Annotated in this window: 12 protein-coding genes; all 12 read right to left on the bottom strand. The window is 61.9% G+C overall.

Translation table 11 applies throughout. The annotated features are described in order from the left end of the window. Window position 1 precedes the first annotated feature (1 nt). Window positions 2-844, bottom strand: coding sequence for a 50S ribosomal protein L2 (rplB, locus tag FIU81_RS02905; protein ID WP_124111445.1), 843 nt, complete (start codon window positions 842-844; stop codon window positions 2-4). 362 nt (window positions 845-1,206) lie between these two features. Beyond that, entirely contained in the window at window positions 1,207-1,503 is a 297-nt protein-coding gene (locus tag FIU81_RS02900; protein WP_124111444.1) for a 50S ribosomal protein L23, read from the bottom strand. Further along, window positions 1,500-2,120 (bottom strand): 50S ribosomal protein L4, encoded by a 621-nt coding sequence (gene rplD / locus FIU81_RS02895; protein ID WP_124111443.1) that lies wholly within the window; start codon window positions 2,118-2,120, stop codon window positions 1,500-1,502. Before rplD ends, FIU81_RS02900 begins: the two co-directional genes overlap by 4 nt. Continuing rightward, window positions 2,117-2,998 (bottom strand): 50S ribosomal protein L3, encoded by an 882-nt coding sequence (gene rplC / locus FIU81_RS02890; protein ID WP_124111442.1) that lies wholly within the window; start codon window positions 2,996-2,998, stop codon window positions 2,117-2,119. Before rplC ends, rplD begins: the two co-directional genes overlap by 4 nt. A 2-nt stretch (window positions 2,999-3,000) precedes the next feature. After that, the gene (rpsJ, locus tag FIU81_RS02885; RefSeq protein WP_124111441.1) at window positions 3,001-3,321 is read right to left on the bottom strand and encodes a 30S ribosomal protein S10; all 321 of its coding nucleotides are present in this window, start codon (window positions 3,319-3,321) and stop codon (window positions 3,001-3,003) included. Between the two features lie 170 nt (window positions 3,322-3,491). Then, a complete protein-coding gene (gene tuf, locus FIU81_RS02880) occupies window positions 3,492-4,667 on the bottom strand; it encodes an elongation factor Tu (RefSeq protein WP_152460901.1) in 1,176 nt (391 codons plus the stop codon). A 91-nt stretch (window positions 4,668-4,758) separates the two neighbouring features. After that, complete coding sequence (gene fusA / locus FIU81_RS02875) at window positions 4,759-6,900, bottom strand: elongation factor G (RefSeq protein ID WP_124111359.1); 2,142 nt, start codon at window positions 6,898-6,900, stop codon at window positions 4,759-4,761. A 27-nt stretch (window positions 6,901-6,927) separates the two neighbouring features. After that, the gene (gene rpsG, locus FIU81_RS02870) at window positions 6,928-7,398 is read right to left on the bottom strand and encodes a 30S ribosomal protein S7 (protein ID WP_124111360.1); all 471 of its coding nucleotides are present in this window, start codon (window positions 7,396-7,398) and stop codon (window positions 6,928-6,930) included. 12 nt (window positions 7,399-7,410) lie between these two features. Beyond that, the gene (gene rpsL / locus FIU81_RS02865; RefSeq protein ID WP_076980154.1) at window positions 7,411-7,782 is read right to left on the bottom strand and encodes a 30S ribosomal protein S12; all 372 of its coding nucleotides are present in this window, start codon (window positions 7,780-7,782) and stop codon (window positions 7,411-7,413) included. 507 nt (window positions 7,783-8,289) lie between these two features. Then, window positions 8,290-9,186: a DMT family transporter gene (locus FIU81_RS02860; protein WP_124111361.1), complete on the bottom strand. Its 897-nt coding sequence runs from the start codon at window positions 9,184-9,186 to the stop codon at window positions 8,290-8,292. 111 nt (window positions 9,187-9,297) lie between these two features. Continuing rightward, window positions 9,298-13,548 carry a DNA-directed RNA polymerase subunit beta' gene (rpoC, locus tag FIU81_RS02855; RefSeq protein WP_124111362.1) on the bottom strand — a complete coding sequence of 1,417 codons (4,251 nt, stop codon included), beginning with the start codon at window positions 13,546-13,548 and terminating at the stop codon, window positions 9,298-9,300. Between the two features lie 70 nt (window positions 13,549-13,618). Further along, window positions 13,619-17,776, bottom strand: coding sequence for a DNA-directed RNA polymerase subunit beta (gene rpoB / locus FIU81_RS02850; protein WP_124111363.1), 4,158 nt, complete (start codon window positions 17,774-17,776; stop codon window positions 13,619-13,621). Window positions 17,777-17,805 lie beyond the last annotated feature (29 nt).

Here is a 17,805-nt window from a genome sequence, read left to right as displayed (position 1 = left end):
GTTAGCGGCCCTTCTTCTTGGCGTGACGCGAGCGGATGATAAGAGCTTGCGACGCCTTCTTCTTGTTGCGGGTGCGCGCGCCCTTCGTGGGCTTGCCCCAGGGCGTGACCGGGTGACGACCACCCGAGGTCCGGCCTTCACCACCACCGTGCGGGTGGTCGACCGGGTTCATCACGACACCACGCACAGACGGGCGGATGCCCTTGTGACGGTTGCGGCCCGCTTTACCGATGTTCTGGTTCGAGTTGTCGGGGTTCGACACAGCACCGACGGTGGCCATGCATTCCTGACGGACCATGCGCAGCTCGCCCGAGCTCAGGCGGATCTGGGCGTAGCCGCCATCGCGACCGACGAACTGGGCATAGGTGCCCGCCGCACGTGCGATCTGGCCGCCCTTGCCGGGCTTCAGCTCGATGTTGTGGATGATCGTACCGATGGGCATGCCCTGGAACGGCATCGCGTTGCCGGGCTTCACGTCGACACGGGTGCCTGAGACGATCTTGTCGCCAACGCCTAGGCGCTGGGGGGCGAGGATGTAGCGTTGCTCGCCATCGGTGTACTGGATCAGCGCGATGAAGGCGGTGCGGTTCGGGTCATATTCGATCCGAACGACGACAGCTTCCATGTCGTGCTTGGTGCGTTTGAAATCGACGATACGATAGAGACGCTTAGCGCCACCACCGCGGCGACGCATCGTGATCCGTCCGGTGTTGTTCCGACCGCCATGCTTGGACAAACCCTCAGTAAGGGATTTGACCGGGCGACCTTTCCACAGCTCCGAACGGTCGATCAGCACCAGCCCGCGCTGGCCCGGCGTCGTCGGCTTGTACGACTTGAGTGCCATGCTTTCTGTCTTCCGTTTTGTGGGCGGCCCTGCCCCGGATGGGCACTGGACCGCGGTTTGGTGAAGGGCCCCGAAGGTCCCAGTAGCGATGCCGTCAGGGATACCCCTAGCGACCAAAAGCCAAGCCCCGGACGAATCCGGGGCTGGGCCGATGGGGGCTTCTAGGAGGGCTCGGAGTGAGGGTCAAGCACGGTATGCTAGAACGTGCCAGAAGTGGCCGGTTCTAACGGTGGTCAATCCCTTTCAGATTACAAAACCCAGCGCGGATCGGGACCAAAGCGCAGGCGACACGGCTCCCTGTGAACGAAAAAACTCCGCTCTTTCGAGCGGAGTTCTTTATCGTTCTCAGCCTGAGACGAAGCTTACAGCCCCGTCGTCACGTCGATCGTGTTGCCCTCTTCGAGCGTCACGTAGGCTTTCTTGATCGTCTTGCGCTGGCCCATGATGCCACGGAAGCGCTTGACCTTGCCCTTGGTGACGACCGTGTTCACGGCCTTCACCTTCACGCCAAACAGGCTTTCGACAGCCTCTTTGATCATGGGCTTGTTCGCGTCGTTCGCCACCTCGAAAACCACGGCGCCGTTTTCGGACGCCATCGTGGCCTTCTCGGTGATGACCGGTTTGCGGATCACATCGTAATGTTCGGTCTTGGTGCTCATTTCAGACGAGCCTCCAGTGCTTCGATCCCCGCTTTCGTGATCACCAGGGTGTCACGCTTGAGGATGTCGTAGACGTTGGCGCCCATGCTCGGCAGCACATCGAAGCTGTCGAGGTTGCGCGCGGCGGTGGCGAAGTTCTCGTTCAGCTCAGAGCCGTCGATCACCAGCGTGCGCTTCCAGCCCAGCTCCTTGACCTTCGACGCAAGCGTCTTGGTCTTGGCTTCGGCCAGCTCTGCCACGTCGATGATGACCAAGTTGCCCTCACGTGCCTTCGCGGACAGCGCATGGCGCAGGCCCAGCTTGCGGAACTTCTTGGTCAGCTCATGGCCGTGGCTACGCGGGGTCGGGCCCTTGTAGACACCACCACCCCGGAAGATCGGCGCGTTCCGGTCACCGTGGCGTGCGCCGCCGGTGCCCTTCTGGCGATAGATCTTCTTGGTGGAGTAGCTCGTTTCCGAACGGGTCTTCACCTTGTGGGTGCCCTGCTGCGCGTTGTTACGCTGCCAGCGGACCACACGGTGCAGGATATCGGCGCGCGGCTCCAGCCCGAAGATCTCTTCGTTGAGATCCACGGAACCGTTCTTGCCACCGTCGAGAGTCAAGACGTCGGTTTTCATTGGTCACCCTCCTCGGTCGATCGGGGATCACTGTCCGAATTATCGGCCTCAGCGGATTCCTCGGAGATTTCAGCCTCGGCTTCCTTCAGCGCTTCGGCCTGCTCGGCAGCCTGACGCTCGGCCTCTGCGGCTTCCGCCTCCAGACGCTCCTTCTCGGCAGCTTCGGCAGCTTCGGCAGCCATACGCTCGGCTTCCTCGGCAGCGGACTTCAGCGCGGCGGGGTAGATCACGCCATCGGGCATCGGCTTCTTCACCGCGTCCTTGATCGTGACCCAGCCACCTTTGGAGCCGGGAACGGCGCCCTTGACCATGATCAGGCCACGGTCGGCGTCGGTCTTGACGACCTGCAGGTTCTGCGTGGTCACGCGGGCAGCACCCATGTGACCGGCCATCTTCTTGCCCTTGAACACCTTGCCGGGGTCCTGACACTGGCCGGTGGAGCCGTGCGAACGGTGGCTGATCGAGACACCGTGCGTCGCACGCAGGCCGCCGAAGTTGTGCCGCTTCATGGCACCCTGGAAGCCCTTACCGATGGACGTACCAGCCACGTCAACGAATTGACCCGCGAAGTAGTGGTTCGCAGTGATCTCTTCACCGACAGCGATCAGGTTCTCGGGATGAACCCGGAACTCGGCGATCTTGCGCTTCGGTTCGACCTTGGCAACGGCGAAGTGGCCGCGCATGGCTTTCGAGACATTCTTCGCCTTGGCATTGCCCGCGCCGAGCTGAACGGCGGTATAACCGTGCTCGTCAGCGGTGCGCGTTGCCACGACCTGAAGCTTGTCCAGTTGAAGGACGGTGACGGGCACTTGCCGGCCGTCGTCCTGGAAGATCCGCGTCATGCCGACCTTCTTGGCGATAACACCAGAACGCAACATGATCAGCTCCCCATCACTTTGATGTCGACGGCCACACCGGCAGCGAGGTCGAGCTTCATCAGCGCGTCCACGGTCTGCGGGGTCGGATCGACGATGTCGAGCATCCGCTTGTGAGTACGGATTTCGAATTGCTCGCGAGACTTCTTGTCCACGTGGGGACCACGCAAGACGGTGAACTTCTCGATCTTGTTCGGCATCGGGATCGGTCCGCGGACCGACGCTCCAGTGCGCTTCGCGGTCGACACGATTTCCTGGGTGGAACTGTCGAGCACCCGGTAATCGAACGCCTTCAGGCGGATACGAATATTTTGGCTGGCTGCCATTGGTCTTATTCCCTTAAGGGGGATCGGTCGAGAGGTGGAGCAAGGCTCATTCCATGCGCCACGTCGGGCCGTATTAATCAAACAGGGTGCCCCGTCAGAGGCACCCAGATTGGTTTGATGTGGCACGGGCCTCGGCTAGGCCGACACCCTTTCGCCACTCGCGTCCAAGATTACTCGATGATCTTGGAAACCACGCCTGCGCCGACGGTGCGGCCGCCTTCGCGGATGGCGAAGCGGAGCTTCTCTTCCATCGCGATCGGCGCGATCAGCTCGACGCCGAAGGACACGTTGTCGCCCGGCATGACCATCTCGGTGCCCTCGGCCAGCTGAACCGTGCCGGTCACGTCCGTCGTGCGGAAGTAGAACTGCGGACGGTAGTTGGCGAAGAACGGCGTGTGACGGCCACCCTCTTCCTTGGTCAGGATGTAGGCTTCGGCCTCGAACTTCGTGTGCGGCTTGACCGAGCCGGGCTTGCAGAGCACCTGGCCCCGCTGCACGCCTTCACGGTCGACGCCACGCAGCAGCGCGCCGATGTTGTCGCCCGCTTCACCACGATCCAGCAGCTTGCGGAACATTTCCACGCCCGTGCAGGTCGTCTTCTTGGTGTCGCGAATGCCGACGATTTCGATCTCGTCGCCCACGTTGATCACGCCACGCTCGACACGACCGGTCACAACCGTACCACGACCCGAGATCGAGAACACGTCCTCGACCGGCATCAGGAAGGGCTGGTCCACGGCGCGCTCGGGCGTCGGGATGAACTCGTCGACGGCGGCCATCAGCTTCTTGATAGACTCTTCACCGATCTCGGGGTTGTCGCCGTTCATCGCGGCCAGGGCCGAGCCGGGGATGACGGGCATGTTGTCGCCATCGTACTCGTACGAAGACAGCAGTTCGCGGATCTCCATCTCGACGAGCTCGAGCAGCTCTTCGTCGTCAACCTGGTCGACCTTGTTCATGTAGACGACCATCTGCGGGATGCCGACCTGACGACCGAGCAGGATGTGCTCGCGCGTCTGGGGCATGGGGCCGTCGGCGGCGTTCACGACCAGGATCGCGCCGTCCATCTGGGCGGCACCGGTAATCATGTTCTTCACGTAGTCGGCGTGGCCGGGGCAGTCGACGTGGGCGTAGTGACGGTTCTCGGTCTCATACTCCACGTGGGCGGTCGAGATCGTGATGCCGCGGGCCTTCTCTTCCGGCGCACCGTCGATCTGGTCATAGGCGCGGAAGTCGCCGAAGTACTTCGTGATCGCCGCCGTCAGCGTCGTCTTGCCGTGGTCAACGTGACCGATCGTGCCGATGTTAACGTGCGGCTTGTTACGTTCGAATTTTGCCTTCGCCATGGTCTTGGCTCCTTAGTTGTCTTGGGTCTGGCATCGCCCGATAGGGTTTGCCGAATTTCGGAGCCCCGGCATCTCTGCCGGGGCATATCGCTTATGCGTACTTGGACTGGATCTCTTCCGAGATGTTCTGCGGCACCGGCTCGTAGTGATCGAACAGCATCGTGAACTGCGCGCGGCCCGAAGACATCGAACGTAGGTTGTTGATGTAGCCGAACATGTTGGCCAGCGGCACGAAGGCGTCGATGACGATGGCGTTGCCGCGGGGTTCCTGACCCTGCACCTGGCCACGACGGGACGTCAGGTCGCCGATGACGTTGCCGGTATATTCTTCCGGCGTCACGACTTCGACCTTCATGATCGGCTCGAGCATCTTGGCGCCCGCCCGCTTGAGGCCCTCACGCATGCACATGCGGCTGGCGATCTCGAAGGCGAGAACCGAGGAGTCCACGTCGTGGAACTTGCCGTCGACCAGCACACACTTGAAATCGATGACCGGGAAGCCTGCCAGGGGACCAGAGTCCATGACCGACTTGATGCCCTTTTCGACGCCGGGGATGTATTCCTTCGGCACCGCACCACCCACGATCTTCGACTCGAACGAGTAACCTTCACCCGGCTCGGTCGGCGAGATGATCAGCTTCACCTCGGCGAACTGACCCGTACCACCCGATTGCTTCTTGTGGGTGTAGGTATGCTCGATCTCATGGCCGATCGTTTCGCGGTAAGCCACCTGCGGCGCACCGATGTTGGCCTCGACCTTGAACTCGCGCTTCAGGCGATCGACGAGGATGTCGAGGTGAAGTTCACCCATACCCTTCATGATCGTCTGACCCGATTCCAGATCGGTTTCGACGCGGAACGACGGATCCTCGGCGGCGAGACGTTGCAGACCGGCAGACATCTTCTCTTGGTCGGCCTTGGTCTTGGGCTCGACCGCGATCTCGATGACCGGATCGGGGAAGGACATGGTTTCCAGAACCACTTGGTTCTGACTGTCGGACAGGGTGTCACCCGTCGTCGTGTCCTTCAGACCGGCCAGCGCGATGATGTCGCCCGCGTAAGCGTTCTCGATCTCTTCGCGGTTGTTCGAGTGCATCATCATCATACGACCGATGCGCTCTTTCTTGCCCTTGGTGGTGTTCAGGACCGAATCACCCTTGGCCAGCTTGCCCGAGTAGATGCGGGTGAAGGTCAGAGTGCCCACGAAGGGGTCGTTCATGATCTTGAACGCCAGGCCCGAGAACGGCTCATCGTCGTCGGCGTGACGGGGGATGTTGCGCGTTTCGGTTTCGTCGTCCGGCGAGAAGCCCATATAGGCGGGAACGTCGAGCGGACCGGGAAGATAATCGATGACCGCGTTGAGCAGGGGCTGAACGCCCTTGTTCTTGAACGCAGAGCCTGCCAGCACCGGTACGAAAGCCATCGCCAGAGTACCCTTGCGGATCATCTCACGCAACTTCGGCTCATCAGGCTCGGTGCCTTCGAGGTAGGCTTCCATGGCTTCATCATCCATGTCGACCGCGATTTCGATGAGGTTCGCGCGCCACTCTTCAGCTTCGGCCCTCATGCTTTCGCGGACGTCCTGAACAACCCACGATGCGCCAAGGTCTTCACCCTGCCAAACCCACTCTTTCATGGTGACCAGGTCGATGATGCCTTCCAGCTGATCCTCTGCACCGATGGGCAGTTGAATCGGCGCAGGGGTAGCCCCGGTGCGATCCTTGATCATCTTTACGCAGTTGAAGAAGTCCGCGCCGATCTTGTCCATCTTGTTGACGAAGACGATACGCGGAACCTTGTAGCGGTCTGCCTGCCGCCACACGGTTTCCGTCTGGGGCTCGACACCGGCGTTGGCGTCGAGAACGGCGATCGCACCGTCGAGCACGGCAAGCGAACGCTCGACTTCGATGGTGAAGTCCACGTGGCCCGGAGTGTCGATGATGTTGAAGCGGAACTTGGCCTCTTCCGGGGTGTCGCCGTAGATGCCGGTTGTGGTCTTGCCGTCTTCGGTGCGGAACCAATGCGTCGTGGTCGCGGCGGACGTGATCGTGATGCCGCGCTCCTGCTCCTGCTCCATCCAGTCCATCGTCGCGGCGCCGTCGTGGACTTCGCCGATCTTGTGGGACTTGCCGGTGTAGAACAGGACGCGCTCGGTGCAGGTGGTCTTACCTGCATCGATGTGGGCCATGATGCCGAAGTTACGGTAGCGTCCGAGAGAGTAGTCGCGGGGCATGGGAACGGTCCTCAGCCTAGAATTGAATTACCAGCGGTAGTGGCTGAATGCCTTGTTGGCGTCGGCCATCTTGTGCGTGTCTTCGCGCTTCTTCACGGCGGTGCCGCGATTCTGGACAGCGTCGATCATCTCGGCAGCCAGGCGCTCTTCCATCGTGTTTTCGTTGCGATTGCGGCAGGCGGTGATCAGCCAGCGCAGGGCCAGGGCTTCGCGACGCTCGGGGCGCACTTCGACCGGAACCTGATAGGTTGCACCACCGACGCGGCGCGAGCGCACTTCGACGGACGGTTTGATGTTGTCCAGACCTTCGTGGAAGACCTCGATCGGCGAGCGCTTGAGCTTGCCTTCGACGCGCTCGAACGCGTTGTAAACGATCTTCTCAGCGACCGACTTCTTACCGTCGATCATCAGGTTGTTCATGAACTTCGTGACCACCTTGTCGCCATACTTGGCGTCGGGCAGGATTTCGCGCTTTTCGGCGGCGTGACGACGGGACATCTGTAGATCCTCTTACTTCGGACGCTTGGCGCCATATTTCGAACGGCGCTGCTTGCGGTCTTTGACACCCTGGGTGTCGAGCACGCCGCGCAAAATGTGGTAACGCACGCCGGGAAGGTCCTTCACGCGGCCGCCGCGGATCAGGACAACAGAGTGCTCCTGAAGGTTGTGCGACTCACCGGGAATATAGCTGATGACCTCGAAACCATTCGTCAGGCGCACCTTGGCAACCTTACGCATGGCCGAGTTCGGCTTCTTCGGCGTGGTGGTATAGACACGCGTGCAGACGCCACGCTTCTGGGGGCAACCCTCCAGGTGGAGCGACTTAGAGCGTTTTACTTTCGGCTGCCGCGGCTTGCGGATCAGCTGTTGGATCGTTGGCATTCCGGTATCAATCCCCGTGTTGCAACACTTCAATTTCTGGGGCGCGCGCACCCCGCTAACGTCTTCGTGCATCTGGCGCGTCCGCCAAACGCAAACACCGCAGCGGGCCAGCGGGCCCTTGCGGTTGGTATCCAGAGGATCGGGGCAACTGGGCCCGGATCGTGACCACTTCCATCAATTTAACACCGGCCCGGACGGTCTCCGGTCGCGCGGTTGGCGTCGTATAGAGGGGGCTTCGGTGGGTGTCAACAGCCAGCCGGGGCGCTGTGCAAGGCTGTTTTTCTGGGGCTTTCGGGGGGGGACGGTGACTTCGGGTCGGAAGCGTGTGTCCCCTTCCGACCCGGTCACTCGATGCCTGTATGCATCCTGCTCAATCAGCGATCTTGTGCCGCCTATGCCCCTGTTCTGCCTTCGAGTCGTGGTCTTGTCGGGGCAGGATTGAGGCGGAAATGCGGCATCTGCGATTCGGGGCAACAATTCTTGGCTTTGGCCGATGTTGTTTGCAGATCAGAAGCGGGACGCTTTGCGTTGGAGACGCAACTCCAAGGCGCGCTCTCTCCAGAAGGTGAACAGACCCGTGGCCACGATCAGCCCCGCTCCGATCCATGTGGGCCATGCGGGCCAGTCACCGAACACAAGCCATCCCGCGATCAGTGCCCAGATCAGCGCGGTGTAGCGGAACGGCGTGACTACGGCGAGCGCGCCCCATCGCATGGCATAGACCAGAAAAAGGTAGCCGCCGACGATCGCGATGGCGGCGGCAGTGACAGCGAAGCTCTGCCCTGCCCCGACACTCTGCCACGGCGTGAACAGCGACGCGATTCCCGCGCCCACGGTCACGATCCCGGACATGGCAGCAGCGACAAGGAACGCAGGAACGGAGCGCGTGATTCGGCGCACGGTCAGGTCCCGGATCGTGACGAACAGGACAGACAGTAGGGCGAAGCCCGCGTTGGGATCGAAGTCGGCGGCACCGGGTCGGACGATCAACAGCACGCCGACGAAACCCAGCACGATTGCGCCCATCCGTCGCCAACCCACGGGCTCTTTCAGGATCAATGCGCCCGCCAGAGTCAATGTCAGGGGAATGGCCTGCAAGATGGCGGTGACGTTGGCGATCGGCATCCGCACGAGCGCGATGAAAAAGCACAGCATCGCGCCGACCTCTGCCACGGAGCGCAGGACGATTAAGCGTCGATCCCGTCCGCTTACGTCGGCGATCCGTGCGCCGCTGCGCCACGCCAGTGCGATCAGGATCGGGGTTGCGACCAGACCGCGCAGAGCGATGAACTGGAACACCGGCAGATCTTCCGCCGCCGCTTTCACGATGGTGTCGCCCACCGTGAAGCACAGCGTGACGGCGATCATGAACAGCGCGCCGCGCATATTGTCTGATAGGGGCATGGGGCGTTCCGCGCTTGGGCTTCACCGTCAGGTGCGCCCACCGTCACGCCCCGTCAAACGAAAAAGGCCCCGCATGACGCGGGGCCTTTCCTAGATCGTAGTGGCGAAAACCTACTCGTCGCGGCTCTCTTCCGGGATGTCGATCACATCGACGTCCGCGTCCGCTTGGCTCTCCAGCGGCTCTTCCGCAGGCGCGGCCAGAGCAGCGGCCTTTTCGGCCTCCTTCTGGGCGGCCTTCAGAACCTTGAGGTCACGCTCGGCGGCGATGCGGCGCATCTGCTGCGTGGCCCCACCGGTACCGGCGGGAATCAGGCGACCGACGATGACGTTCTCCTTGAGGCCCACCAGCTTGTCGCGCTTGCCCTGAACCGACGCCTCGGTCAGCACGCGGGTGGTCTCTTGGAAGGACGCCGCCGAGATGAAGCTGCGGGTTTGCAGCGACGCCTTGGTGATGCCCAGAAGGATCGGTTCGCCCTGTGCCGGACGGCCACCCTTCTTCATCGCCTTCTCGTTGGCCTCGTCGAACTCGACCTTATCGACGTGCTCACCTTTCAGCAGCGTGGTCTCACCAGAGTCCTGGATCTCCCACTTCTGCAGCATCTGGCGAACGATCACCTCGATGTGCTTGTCGTTGATCTTCACGCCCTGCAGTCGATACACGTCCTGCACTTCGTCGATCATGTAGTCGGCCAAGGCTTCGACGCCCAGAATGGCAAGGATGTCATGGGGGGCAGGGTTGCCGTCCATGATGTAGTCACCCTTCTGGATGAAGTCGCCTTCCTGCACGGGGATGTGCTTGCCCTTGGGTACCATGTACTCGATGGGCTCCGCACCTTCCTCGGTCGGCACGATCGCGATCCGGCGCTTGTTCTTGTAGTCGCGCCCGAACTTCACGTGACCGTCGGCCTCGGCGATGATGGCGTGGTCCTTGGGACGACGCGCTTCGAAGAGCTCGGCCACACGCGGCAGACCACCGGTGATGTCCTTGGTCTTCGCGCCTTCACGCGGGATACGCGCGACGACGTCACCGGCCTTTACGTCCGCACCGTCTTCGACGGACAGAACGGCGTCCACCGACATCGGATAGGTGATCGGGTTGCCCTGATCGTTGCGCAGAGGCTCTCCATCCGTCCCGGCCAGCACGATTTCCGGCTTCAGATCGCTGCCCTTCGGCGCGGAACGCCAGTCGGTCACGATCTTCTGCGTCATGCCGGTTGCATCGTCCGTCTCGTCGCGCACTGAGATGCCCGGGATCAGGTCGACCAGCTTCGCACGGCCATCGGCTTCGGCGATGATCGGCAGGGTGTAGGGATCCCACTCGAACAGCTTGTCGCCGCGGGCCACTTTCGCGCCTTCTTCGACATGCATCGTGGTGCCGTAGCCCAGCTTGAACGATGCGCGCTCGACGCCCTGATCGTCCATGATCGCGATGGTCATGTTGCGGCCCATCACGACTTTCTCGCCCACCGAGTTCGCCAGAAGATTGGCGTTGCGGAACTCAATCGTGCCCTCGTGGCCAGCTTCCTGGAAGGACTGCTGGCTACCTTGGGCGACGCCGCCGATGTGGAACGTCCGCATCGTCAGCTGTGTGCCCGGCTCACCGATGGACTGCGCCGCGATGATACCCACGGCTTCGCCCTGGTTCACCATCGTGCCGCGCGCCAGGTCACGACCGTAGCACATGGCGCAAACGCCTTCCTCTGCCTCACAGGTCAGAGGCGAGCGGATGCGGGCCTGTGCCACCTTCAGCTCATCGACCATGTCGGCCTTGCGCTCGTCGATCAGCTCGCCTTCGGCGATGATGACCTCGTCGGTACCCGGCTTCAGGATGTTCTCTGCCGCGACACGGCCCAGAACACGCTCGGACAGGGACGCCACGATTTCACCGTCGTTGACGGCAGGCTTCGCGGTGACGGCGCGGTCGGTGCCGCAGTCGTGCTGACGCACGATGCAGTCCTGCGCCACGTCCACCAGACGACGGGTCAGGTAGCCCGAGTTCGCCGTCTTCAGAGCCGTATCGGACAGGCCCTTCCGTGCGCCGTGGGTCGAGTTGAAGTACTCAAGAACGGTCAGACCTTCCTTGAAGTTCGAGATGATGGGCGTCTCGATGATCTCGCCGTTCGGCTTGGCCATCAGGCCGCGCATCCCGCCCAGCTGCTTCATCTGCGTGACGGAGCCACGCGCACCTGAGTGCGCCATCATGTAGACGGAGTTCGGCTCATGTTCGGTCCCGTCGGTCATGCCGGGGGTCGAGATGGTGGTCATCATGGCGTCGGTGACCTTGTCGTTACACTTCGACCAGGCGTCCACGACCTTGTTGTACTTTTCGCCCTGGGTGATCAGGCCGTCCATGTACTGCTGTTCGAAATCCTTCACCTGATCGCGGGTCTCTTCCACGATCGGCCACTTGGATTCCGGGATCACCATGTCGTCCTTGCCGAACGAAATGCCCGCCTTGAACGCTTCGCGGAAGCCCATGGTCATGATCTGGTCGCAGAAGATGACCGACTCCTTCTGACCGCAGTAACGGTAGACGGTGTCGATGACCTGCTGGACTTCCTTCTTGCGCAGAAGACGGTTCACCAGATCGAACGGTGCCTTGGCGTTCAGCGGCAGAAGCGCGCCAAGACGCATACGGCCCGGCGTCGTCTCGAACCGCTTCACGACTTCTTCGCCGGTCTCGGCGTCGATCTGCGTGACACGGGCCTGAACCTTGGCGTGCAGATGCACTTCGCCAGCGTCCAGCGCGTGCTGCACTTCGTCCACGGACGAGAAGACCATGCCCTCGCCCTTCATGCCCTCACGCTGCATCGTGATGTAATACAGGCCAAGGATCATGTCCTGCGACGGCACGATGATCGGCGCGCCGTTGGCAGGCGACAGCACGTTGTTTGTCGACATCATCAGCACGCGCGCTTCCAGCTGGGCTTCCAGCGAAAGGGGCACGTGAACAGCCATCTGGTCACCGTCGAAGTCGGCGTTGAAGGCCGAGCAGACCAGCGGGTGCAGCTGGATCGCCTTGCCTTCGATCAGCACCGGCTCGAACGCCTGGATGCCCAGACGGTGCAGCGTCGGCGCACGGTTCAGCATCACGGGGTGTTCGCGGATGACTTCATCCAGGATGTCCCAAACTTCGGGACGCTCCTTTTCCACCAACTTCTTCGCTTGCTTGACCGTGCTGGAAAGGCCCTTGGCTTCAAGACGCGAGTAGATGAACGGCTTGAACAGCTCCAGCGCCATCTTCTTGGGCAAACCGCACTGGTGCAGCTTCAGCTCCGGCCCCGTCACGATGACGGAACGGCCAGAGAAGTCGACGCGCTTGCCCAGAAGGTTCTGGCGGAAGCGGCCCTGCTTGCCCTTCAGCATGTCGGAAAGCGACTTCAGCGGACGCTTGTTGGCACCCGTGATGACACGACCGCGACGGCCGTTGTCGAACAGCGCGTCCACGGATTCCTGCAGCATGCGCTTTTCGTTGCGCACGATGATGTCGGGCGCACGCAGCTCGATCAGGCGCTTCAGGCGGTTGTTGCGGTTGATGACGCGGCGATACAGATCGTTCAGGTCGGACGTCGCGAACCGGCCACCGTCCAGCGGCACCAGCGGGCGCAGCTCGGGCGGGATAACCGGGATCACGGTCAGCACCATCCACTCGGGGCGGTTGCCGGATTCCAGGAACGATTCCACGATCTTCAGACGCTTGATGATCTTCTTGGGCTTCAGTTCGCCGGTGGCTTCCTTCAGCTCTTCGCGCAGACGCTCTGCCTCTGCGTCGAGGTCTATCATCGACAGCATCTCACGGATGGCTTCCGCGCCGATGTTGGCGGTGAAGGCATCCATGCCGTACTGGTCCTGGGCGTCCATGAATTCTTCTTCGGTCAGCATCTGACCATAAGTCAGATCCGTCAGGCCCGGCTCGATCACGACGTAGTTCTCGAAGTAGAGAACCCGCTCAAGGTCGCGCAGGGTCATGTCCAGCATCAGGCCGATGCGCGACGGCAGCGACTTGAGGAACCAGATGTGGGCGCAGGGCGCGGCCAGTTCGATATGGCCCATCCGCTCGCGGCGGACCTTTTGCAGCGTGACCTCCACGCCGCATTTTTCGCAGACAATGCCGCGATACTTCATGCGCTTGTACTTGCCGCACAGGCATTCGTAGTCCTTCACGGGACCAAAAATACGCGCGCAGAACAGGCCGTCACGCTCGGGCTTGAACGTGCGGTAGTTGATCGTTTCGGGCTTCTTGATCTCGCCGAAAGACCACGAAAGGATCCGCTCGGGCGAGGCCAGAGAGACCTTGATTTCGTCAAAGGTCTTCGGCGCCGCGAGGGGCGAGAACGGGTTGGTCGTCAGTTCCTGGTTCATCTGTCGTCCTTAGAAAAAGGTATGCTGGAGAGGGTGGGGGCGAGCCGTTGCAGGCCCGCCCCGGGCTGGATCACTCGGCGTCTTCGCCAAGGCTCTCGCCCTCATCCTCCGAGTCCAGAAGCTCCATGTTGAGGCCAAGGCCGCGCACTTCCTTGACGAGCACGTTGAACGATTCCGGCACGCCGGCCTCAAAATTGTCCTCGCCCTTGACGATGCTCTCGTAGACCTTGGTGCGGCCGGCCACATCGTCGGATTTCACCGTCAGCATTTCCTGCAGGGTGTAGGCCGCGCCGTAAGCTTCGAGCGCCCAGACCTCCATCTCGCCGAAACGCTGTCCGCCGAACTGCGCCTTACCGCCCAGCGGCTGCTGAGTCACAAGGCTGTACGGACCGGTGGAACGTGCGTGGATCTTGTCGTCGACCAAGTGGTGCAGCTTCAGCAGGTACTTCACGCCCACCGTTACCTGACGGGAGAACTTCTCACCCGTACGGCCGTCGAACAGGTCCGACTGACCAGAGGTAGAGAAGCCCGCGCGGGTCAGGCTGTCGTTGACGTCTGCTTCCTTCGCACCGTCGAAAACCGGCGTGGCGATCGGAACACCGCCGACAACATTGCCTGCCGCTTCCAGCAGGGCGTCATCGTCGAACGCGGCCTCGTCCATCACCTCGTCGCCATACACGATCTTCATCGCATCCTTGACGGGGGTCATGTCGCCGTTGCGCTTGTAGTCGTCCAGAGCGTCATCGACCTGGATGCCCAGACCGCGTGCGGCCCAGCCCATGTGGGTCTCTAGGATCTGACCGACGTTCATGCGCGACGGCACGCCCAGCGGGTTCAGCACGAAATCGACCGGCGTACCATCGGCGAGGAACGGCATGTCCTCCATCGGCACGACGCGAGAGATCACGCCCTTGTTGCCGTGACGGCCGGCCATCTTGTCACCCGGCTGAAGCTTGCGCTTCACCGCGACGAAGACCTTGACCATCTTCATCACGCCCGGCGGCAGGTCGTCTCCACGACGCACCTTCTCGACCTTGTCTTCGAAACGGGCATCCAGGGCACGCTTCTGCGCCTCGTACTGCTCGTTCAGGGCTTCCATAATCTTGGCGTCGTCCTCGTCTTCGAGGGCAAGCTGCCACCACTGGCCACGGCTAAGTTGGTCGTCCAGCAGCGCTTCGTCGATCTGGGTGTTCGCCTTGACGCCCTTCGGGCCCTTCACGGCGGTCTTGCCCATGATCAGCTCACGCAGACGCGCGTAGATGTTGCGGTCAAGGATCGCCAGCTCGTCGTCGCGGTCGCGGGACAGGCTTTCAATCTCTTCCCGCTCGATCTGCACCGCACGTTCGTCTTTCTCAACGCCGTGACGGTTGAACACGCGGACTTCCACGACGGTACCGTAGTCACCCGGCGGCAGACGCAGGGACGTGTCACGCACGTCCGACGCCTTTTCGCCGAAGATGGCGCGCAAAAGCTTCTCTTCGGGCGTCATCGGCGATTCACCCTTGGGGGTGATCTTGCCCACCAGGATGTCTGCCGGTCCGACTTCGGAGCCGATGTAGACGATGCCCGCTTCGTCGAGGTTGCGCAGGGCTTCCTCGCCGACGTTGGGGATGTCGCGCGTGATCTCTTCCGGTCCAAGCTTGGTGTCACGGGCGGCGACTTCGAATTCCTCGATGTGGATCGAGGTGAAGACGTCGTCGCGGGTGATCCGCTCGGAGATCAGGATCGAGTCCTCGTAGTTGTAGCCGTTCCACGGCATGAACGCGACGACCACGTTCTTGCCAAGCGCCAGCTCACCCATGTCGGTCGACGGACCGTCGGCCAGGACTTCGCCCTTGCCCACGGTGTCGCCCACCTTCACCAGCGGACGCTGGTTGATGCAGGTGTTCTGGTTGGACCGCTGGAACTTGCGCAGACGGTAGATATCCACGCCAGCGTCGCCCAGACCCAGATCTTCGGTCGCACGGACAACGACACGGGTGGCGTCCACCTGGTCGATGACACCCGCACGGCGCGCGGTGATCGAGGCACCGGAATCGCGGGCCACCTTCTCTTCCATACCAGTGCCGACCAGCGGCGCCTCGGCCCGCAGAAGCGGAACCGCCTGACGCTGCATGTTCGATCCCATCAGGGCGCGGTTCGCGTCGTCGTTCTCGAGGAACGGGATCAGAGAGGCCGCGACAGAAACCAGCTGCTTGGGCGAGACGTCAATCAGGTCGACCTGCTCGTTCGGCGCGAGGGTATAGTCACCCGACTGACGGGTGGACACGAACTCCTGCACGAACTTGCCGTTCTCATCCAGCACAGCGTTCGCCTGCGCCACGGTGTGGCGCATCTCTTCGGTCGCGGACATGTAGTGGACTTCATCCGTTACCTGCCCGTCCTTGACGACGCGGTAGGGCGTTTCGATGAAGCCGTACTTGTTCACGCGCGCGAAGGTCGCGAGTGAGTTGATCAGGCCGATGTTCGGGCCTTCCGGCGTCTCGATCGGACACATGCGGCCGTAGTGGGTCGGGTGAACGTCGCGCACCTCGAAGCCCGCACGTTCACGCGTCAGGCCGCCCGGCCCGAGCGCGGACAGGCGACGCTTGTGCGTCACTTCCGACAGCGGGTTCGTCTGGTCCATGAACTGCGACAGCTGGCTGGAACCGAAGAATTCACGAACGGCAGCCGCGGCGGGCTTCGCGTTGATCAGGTCCTGCGGCATGACCGTGTCGATCTCGACGCTGGACATACGCTCCTTGATGGCGCGCTCCATACGCAGCAGGCCGACGCGATACTGGTTCTCCATCAGCTCGCCGACCGAGCGCACGCGACGATTGCCCAAGTGGTCGATATCGTCGATGTCGCCACGTCCGTCGCGCATCTCGACCAGCGCCTTGATGCAGGCGACGATGTCTTCCTTGCGCAGGGTTCGCTGGGTGTCCTCGGCGTCGAGGTCCAGACGCATGTTCATCTTCACGCGGCCCACGGCGGACAGGTCGTAGCGCTCGCCGTCGAAGAACAGCGTGTCGAACAGGTTGCTGGCGGCTTCCACGGTGGGCGGCTCGCCTGGACGCATGACGCGGTAGATATCCATGAGCGCGGTGTCGCGGCCCATGTTCTTGTCGGCGGCCATGGTGTTGCGCATGTAGGGGCCGACGTTGACGTTATCGATATCCAGCGTCGGGATCTCGGTAATGCCGTTGTCGAGCAGTTCCTTCAGCGTACCGCCGGAAACTTCACCGTTCTTGTCGACTTCCCATGTCAGCTCGTCACCGGCTTCCACGAAGATCGCGCCGGTTTCCTCGTCGATGATGTCACGCGACACGAACCGACCGACGATCTGGTCGAACGGCAGCAGCAGTTCGGTAACCTTGCCCTCGTCCTTCAGCTTCTTGACGGTGCGGGGCGTGACCTTCTCGCCGGCCTCGGCGATCACTTCACCGGTGGCGGCGTCGACAAGGTCATAGCCCGGACGGGTGCCGCGCACGCGGTCGGGGAAGAACTTGGTGGCCCAGCCCTTGTTCTTAACCTGACGGAAAGAAACCTCGTTGTAGTATGTCTGCATGATTGCTTCCTGGTCGAGACCCAGGGCGTACAGCAACGTGGTGACGGGCAGCTTGCGGCGACGGTCGATGCGCGCGAACACAAGGTCCTTGGCGTCGAACTCGAAGTCCAGCCAGGAACCGCGGTAGGGGATGATGCGGCAGGCGAACAGCAGCTTGCCGGAAGAGTGGGTCTTGCCCTTGTCGTGGTCGAAGAACACGCCCGGCGAACGGTGCATCTGGGACACGATCACACGCTCGGTGCCGTTCACGATGAACGTCCCGTTCGGGGTCATCAGGGGCATATCGCCCATGAAGACGTCCTGTTCCTTGATGTCCTTGACCGACTTGGCGCCGGTATCTTCGTCCACATCGAACACGATCAGGCGCAGCGTCACCTTCAGCGGCGCGCTGTAAGTCATGTCACGCTGTTGGCATTCCTCAACGTCGTACTTCGGCTTTTCCAGCTCGTAGGACACGAATTCCAGGATCGCGGTCTCGTTGAAGTCCTTGATCGGGAAGACAGACTGGAACACGCCCTTGATGCCCTCACCATCCAGCGGGGCTTCGCCCTCACCCGATTGCAGGAAGAGGTCGTAGGACGCCTTCTGCACCGCGATAAGGTTCGGCATCTCCAGAACTTCGCGGATTTTACCGTAGTATTTACGTAGACGTTTCTGACCAAGGAACGATTGTGCCATGCGAATAACGCACTCCATCTTTGTCTCGT

Source organism: Palleronia sp. THAF1, assembly GCF_009363795.1.
Classification (GTDB): Bacteria; Pseudomonadota; Alphaproteobacteria; order Rhodobacterales; family Rhodobacteraceae; genus Palleronia.
This window is presented reverse-complemented; position numbering and strand designations above follow the sequence as displayed.

Bases quoted from the DNA above. Each gene is read 5' to 3' on its own strand.
- rplB (WP_124111445.1), bottom strand. From the start codon at position 844: ATGGCACTCAAGTCGTACAAGCCGACGACGCCGGGCCAGCGCGGGCTG.
- FIU81_RS02900 (WP_124111444.1), bottom strand. From the start codon at position 1,503: ATGAGCACCAAGACCGAACATTACGATGTGATCCGCAAACCGGTCATC.
- rplD (WP_124111443.1), bottom strand. From the start codon at position 2,120: ATGAAAACCGACGTCTTGACTCTCGACGGTGGCAAGAACGGTTCCGTG.
- rplC (WP_124111442.1), bottom strand. From the start codon at position 2,998: ATGTTGCGTTCTGGTGTTATCGCCAAGAAGGTCGGCATGACGCGGATC.
- rpsJ (WP_124111441.1), bottom strand. From the start codon at position 3,321: ATGGCAGCCAGCCAAAATATTCGTATCCGCCTGAAGGCGTTCGATTAC.
- tuf (WP_152460901.1), bottom strand. From the start codon at position 4,667: ATGGCGAAGGCAAAATTCGAACGTAACAAGCCGCACGTTAACATCGGC.
- fusA (WP_124111359.1), bottom strand. From the start codon at position 6,900: ATGCCCCGCGACTACTCTCTCGGACGCTACCGTAACTTCGGCATCATG.
- rpsG (WP_124111360.1), bottom strand. From the start codon at position 7,398: ATGTCCCGTCGTCACGCCGCCGAAAAGCGCGAAATCCTGCCCGACGCC.
- rpsL (WP_076980154.1), bottom strand. From the start codon at position 7,782: ATGCCAACGATCCAACAGCTGATCCGCAAGCCGCGGCAGCCGAAAGTA.
- FIU81_RS02860 (WP_124111361.1), bottom strand. From the start codon at position 9,186: ATGCCCCTATCAGACAATATGCGCGGCGCGCTGTTCATGATCGCCGTC.
- rpoC (WP_124111362.1), bottom strand. From the start codon at position 13,548: ATGAACCAGGAACTGACGACCAACCCGTTCTCGCCCCTCGCGGCGCCG.
- rpoB (WP_124111363.1), bottom strand. From the start codon at position 17,776: ATGGCACAATCGTTCCTTGGTCAGAAACGTCTACGTAAATACTACGGT.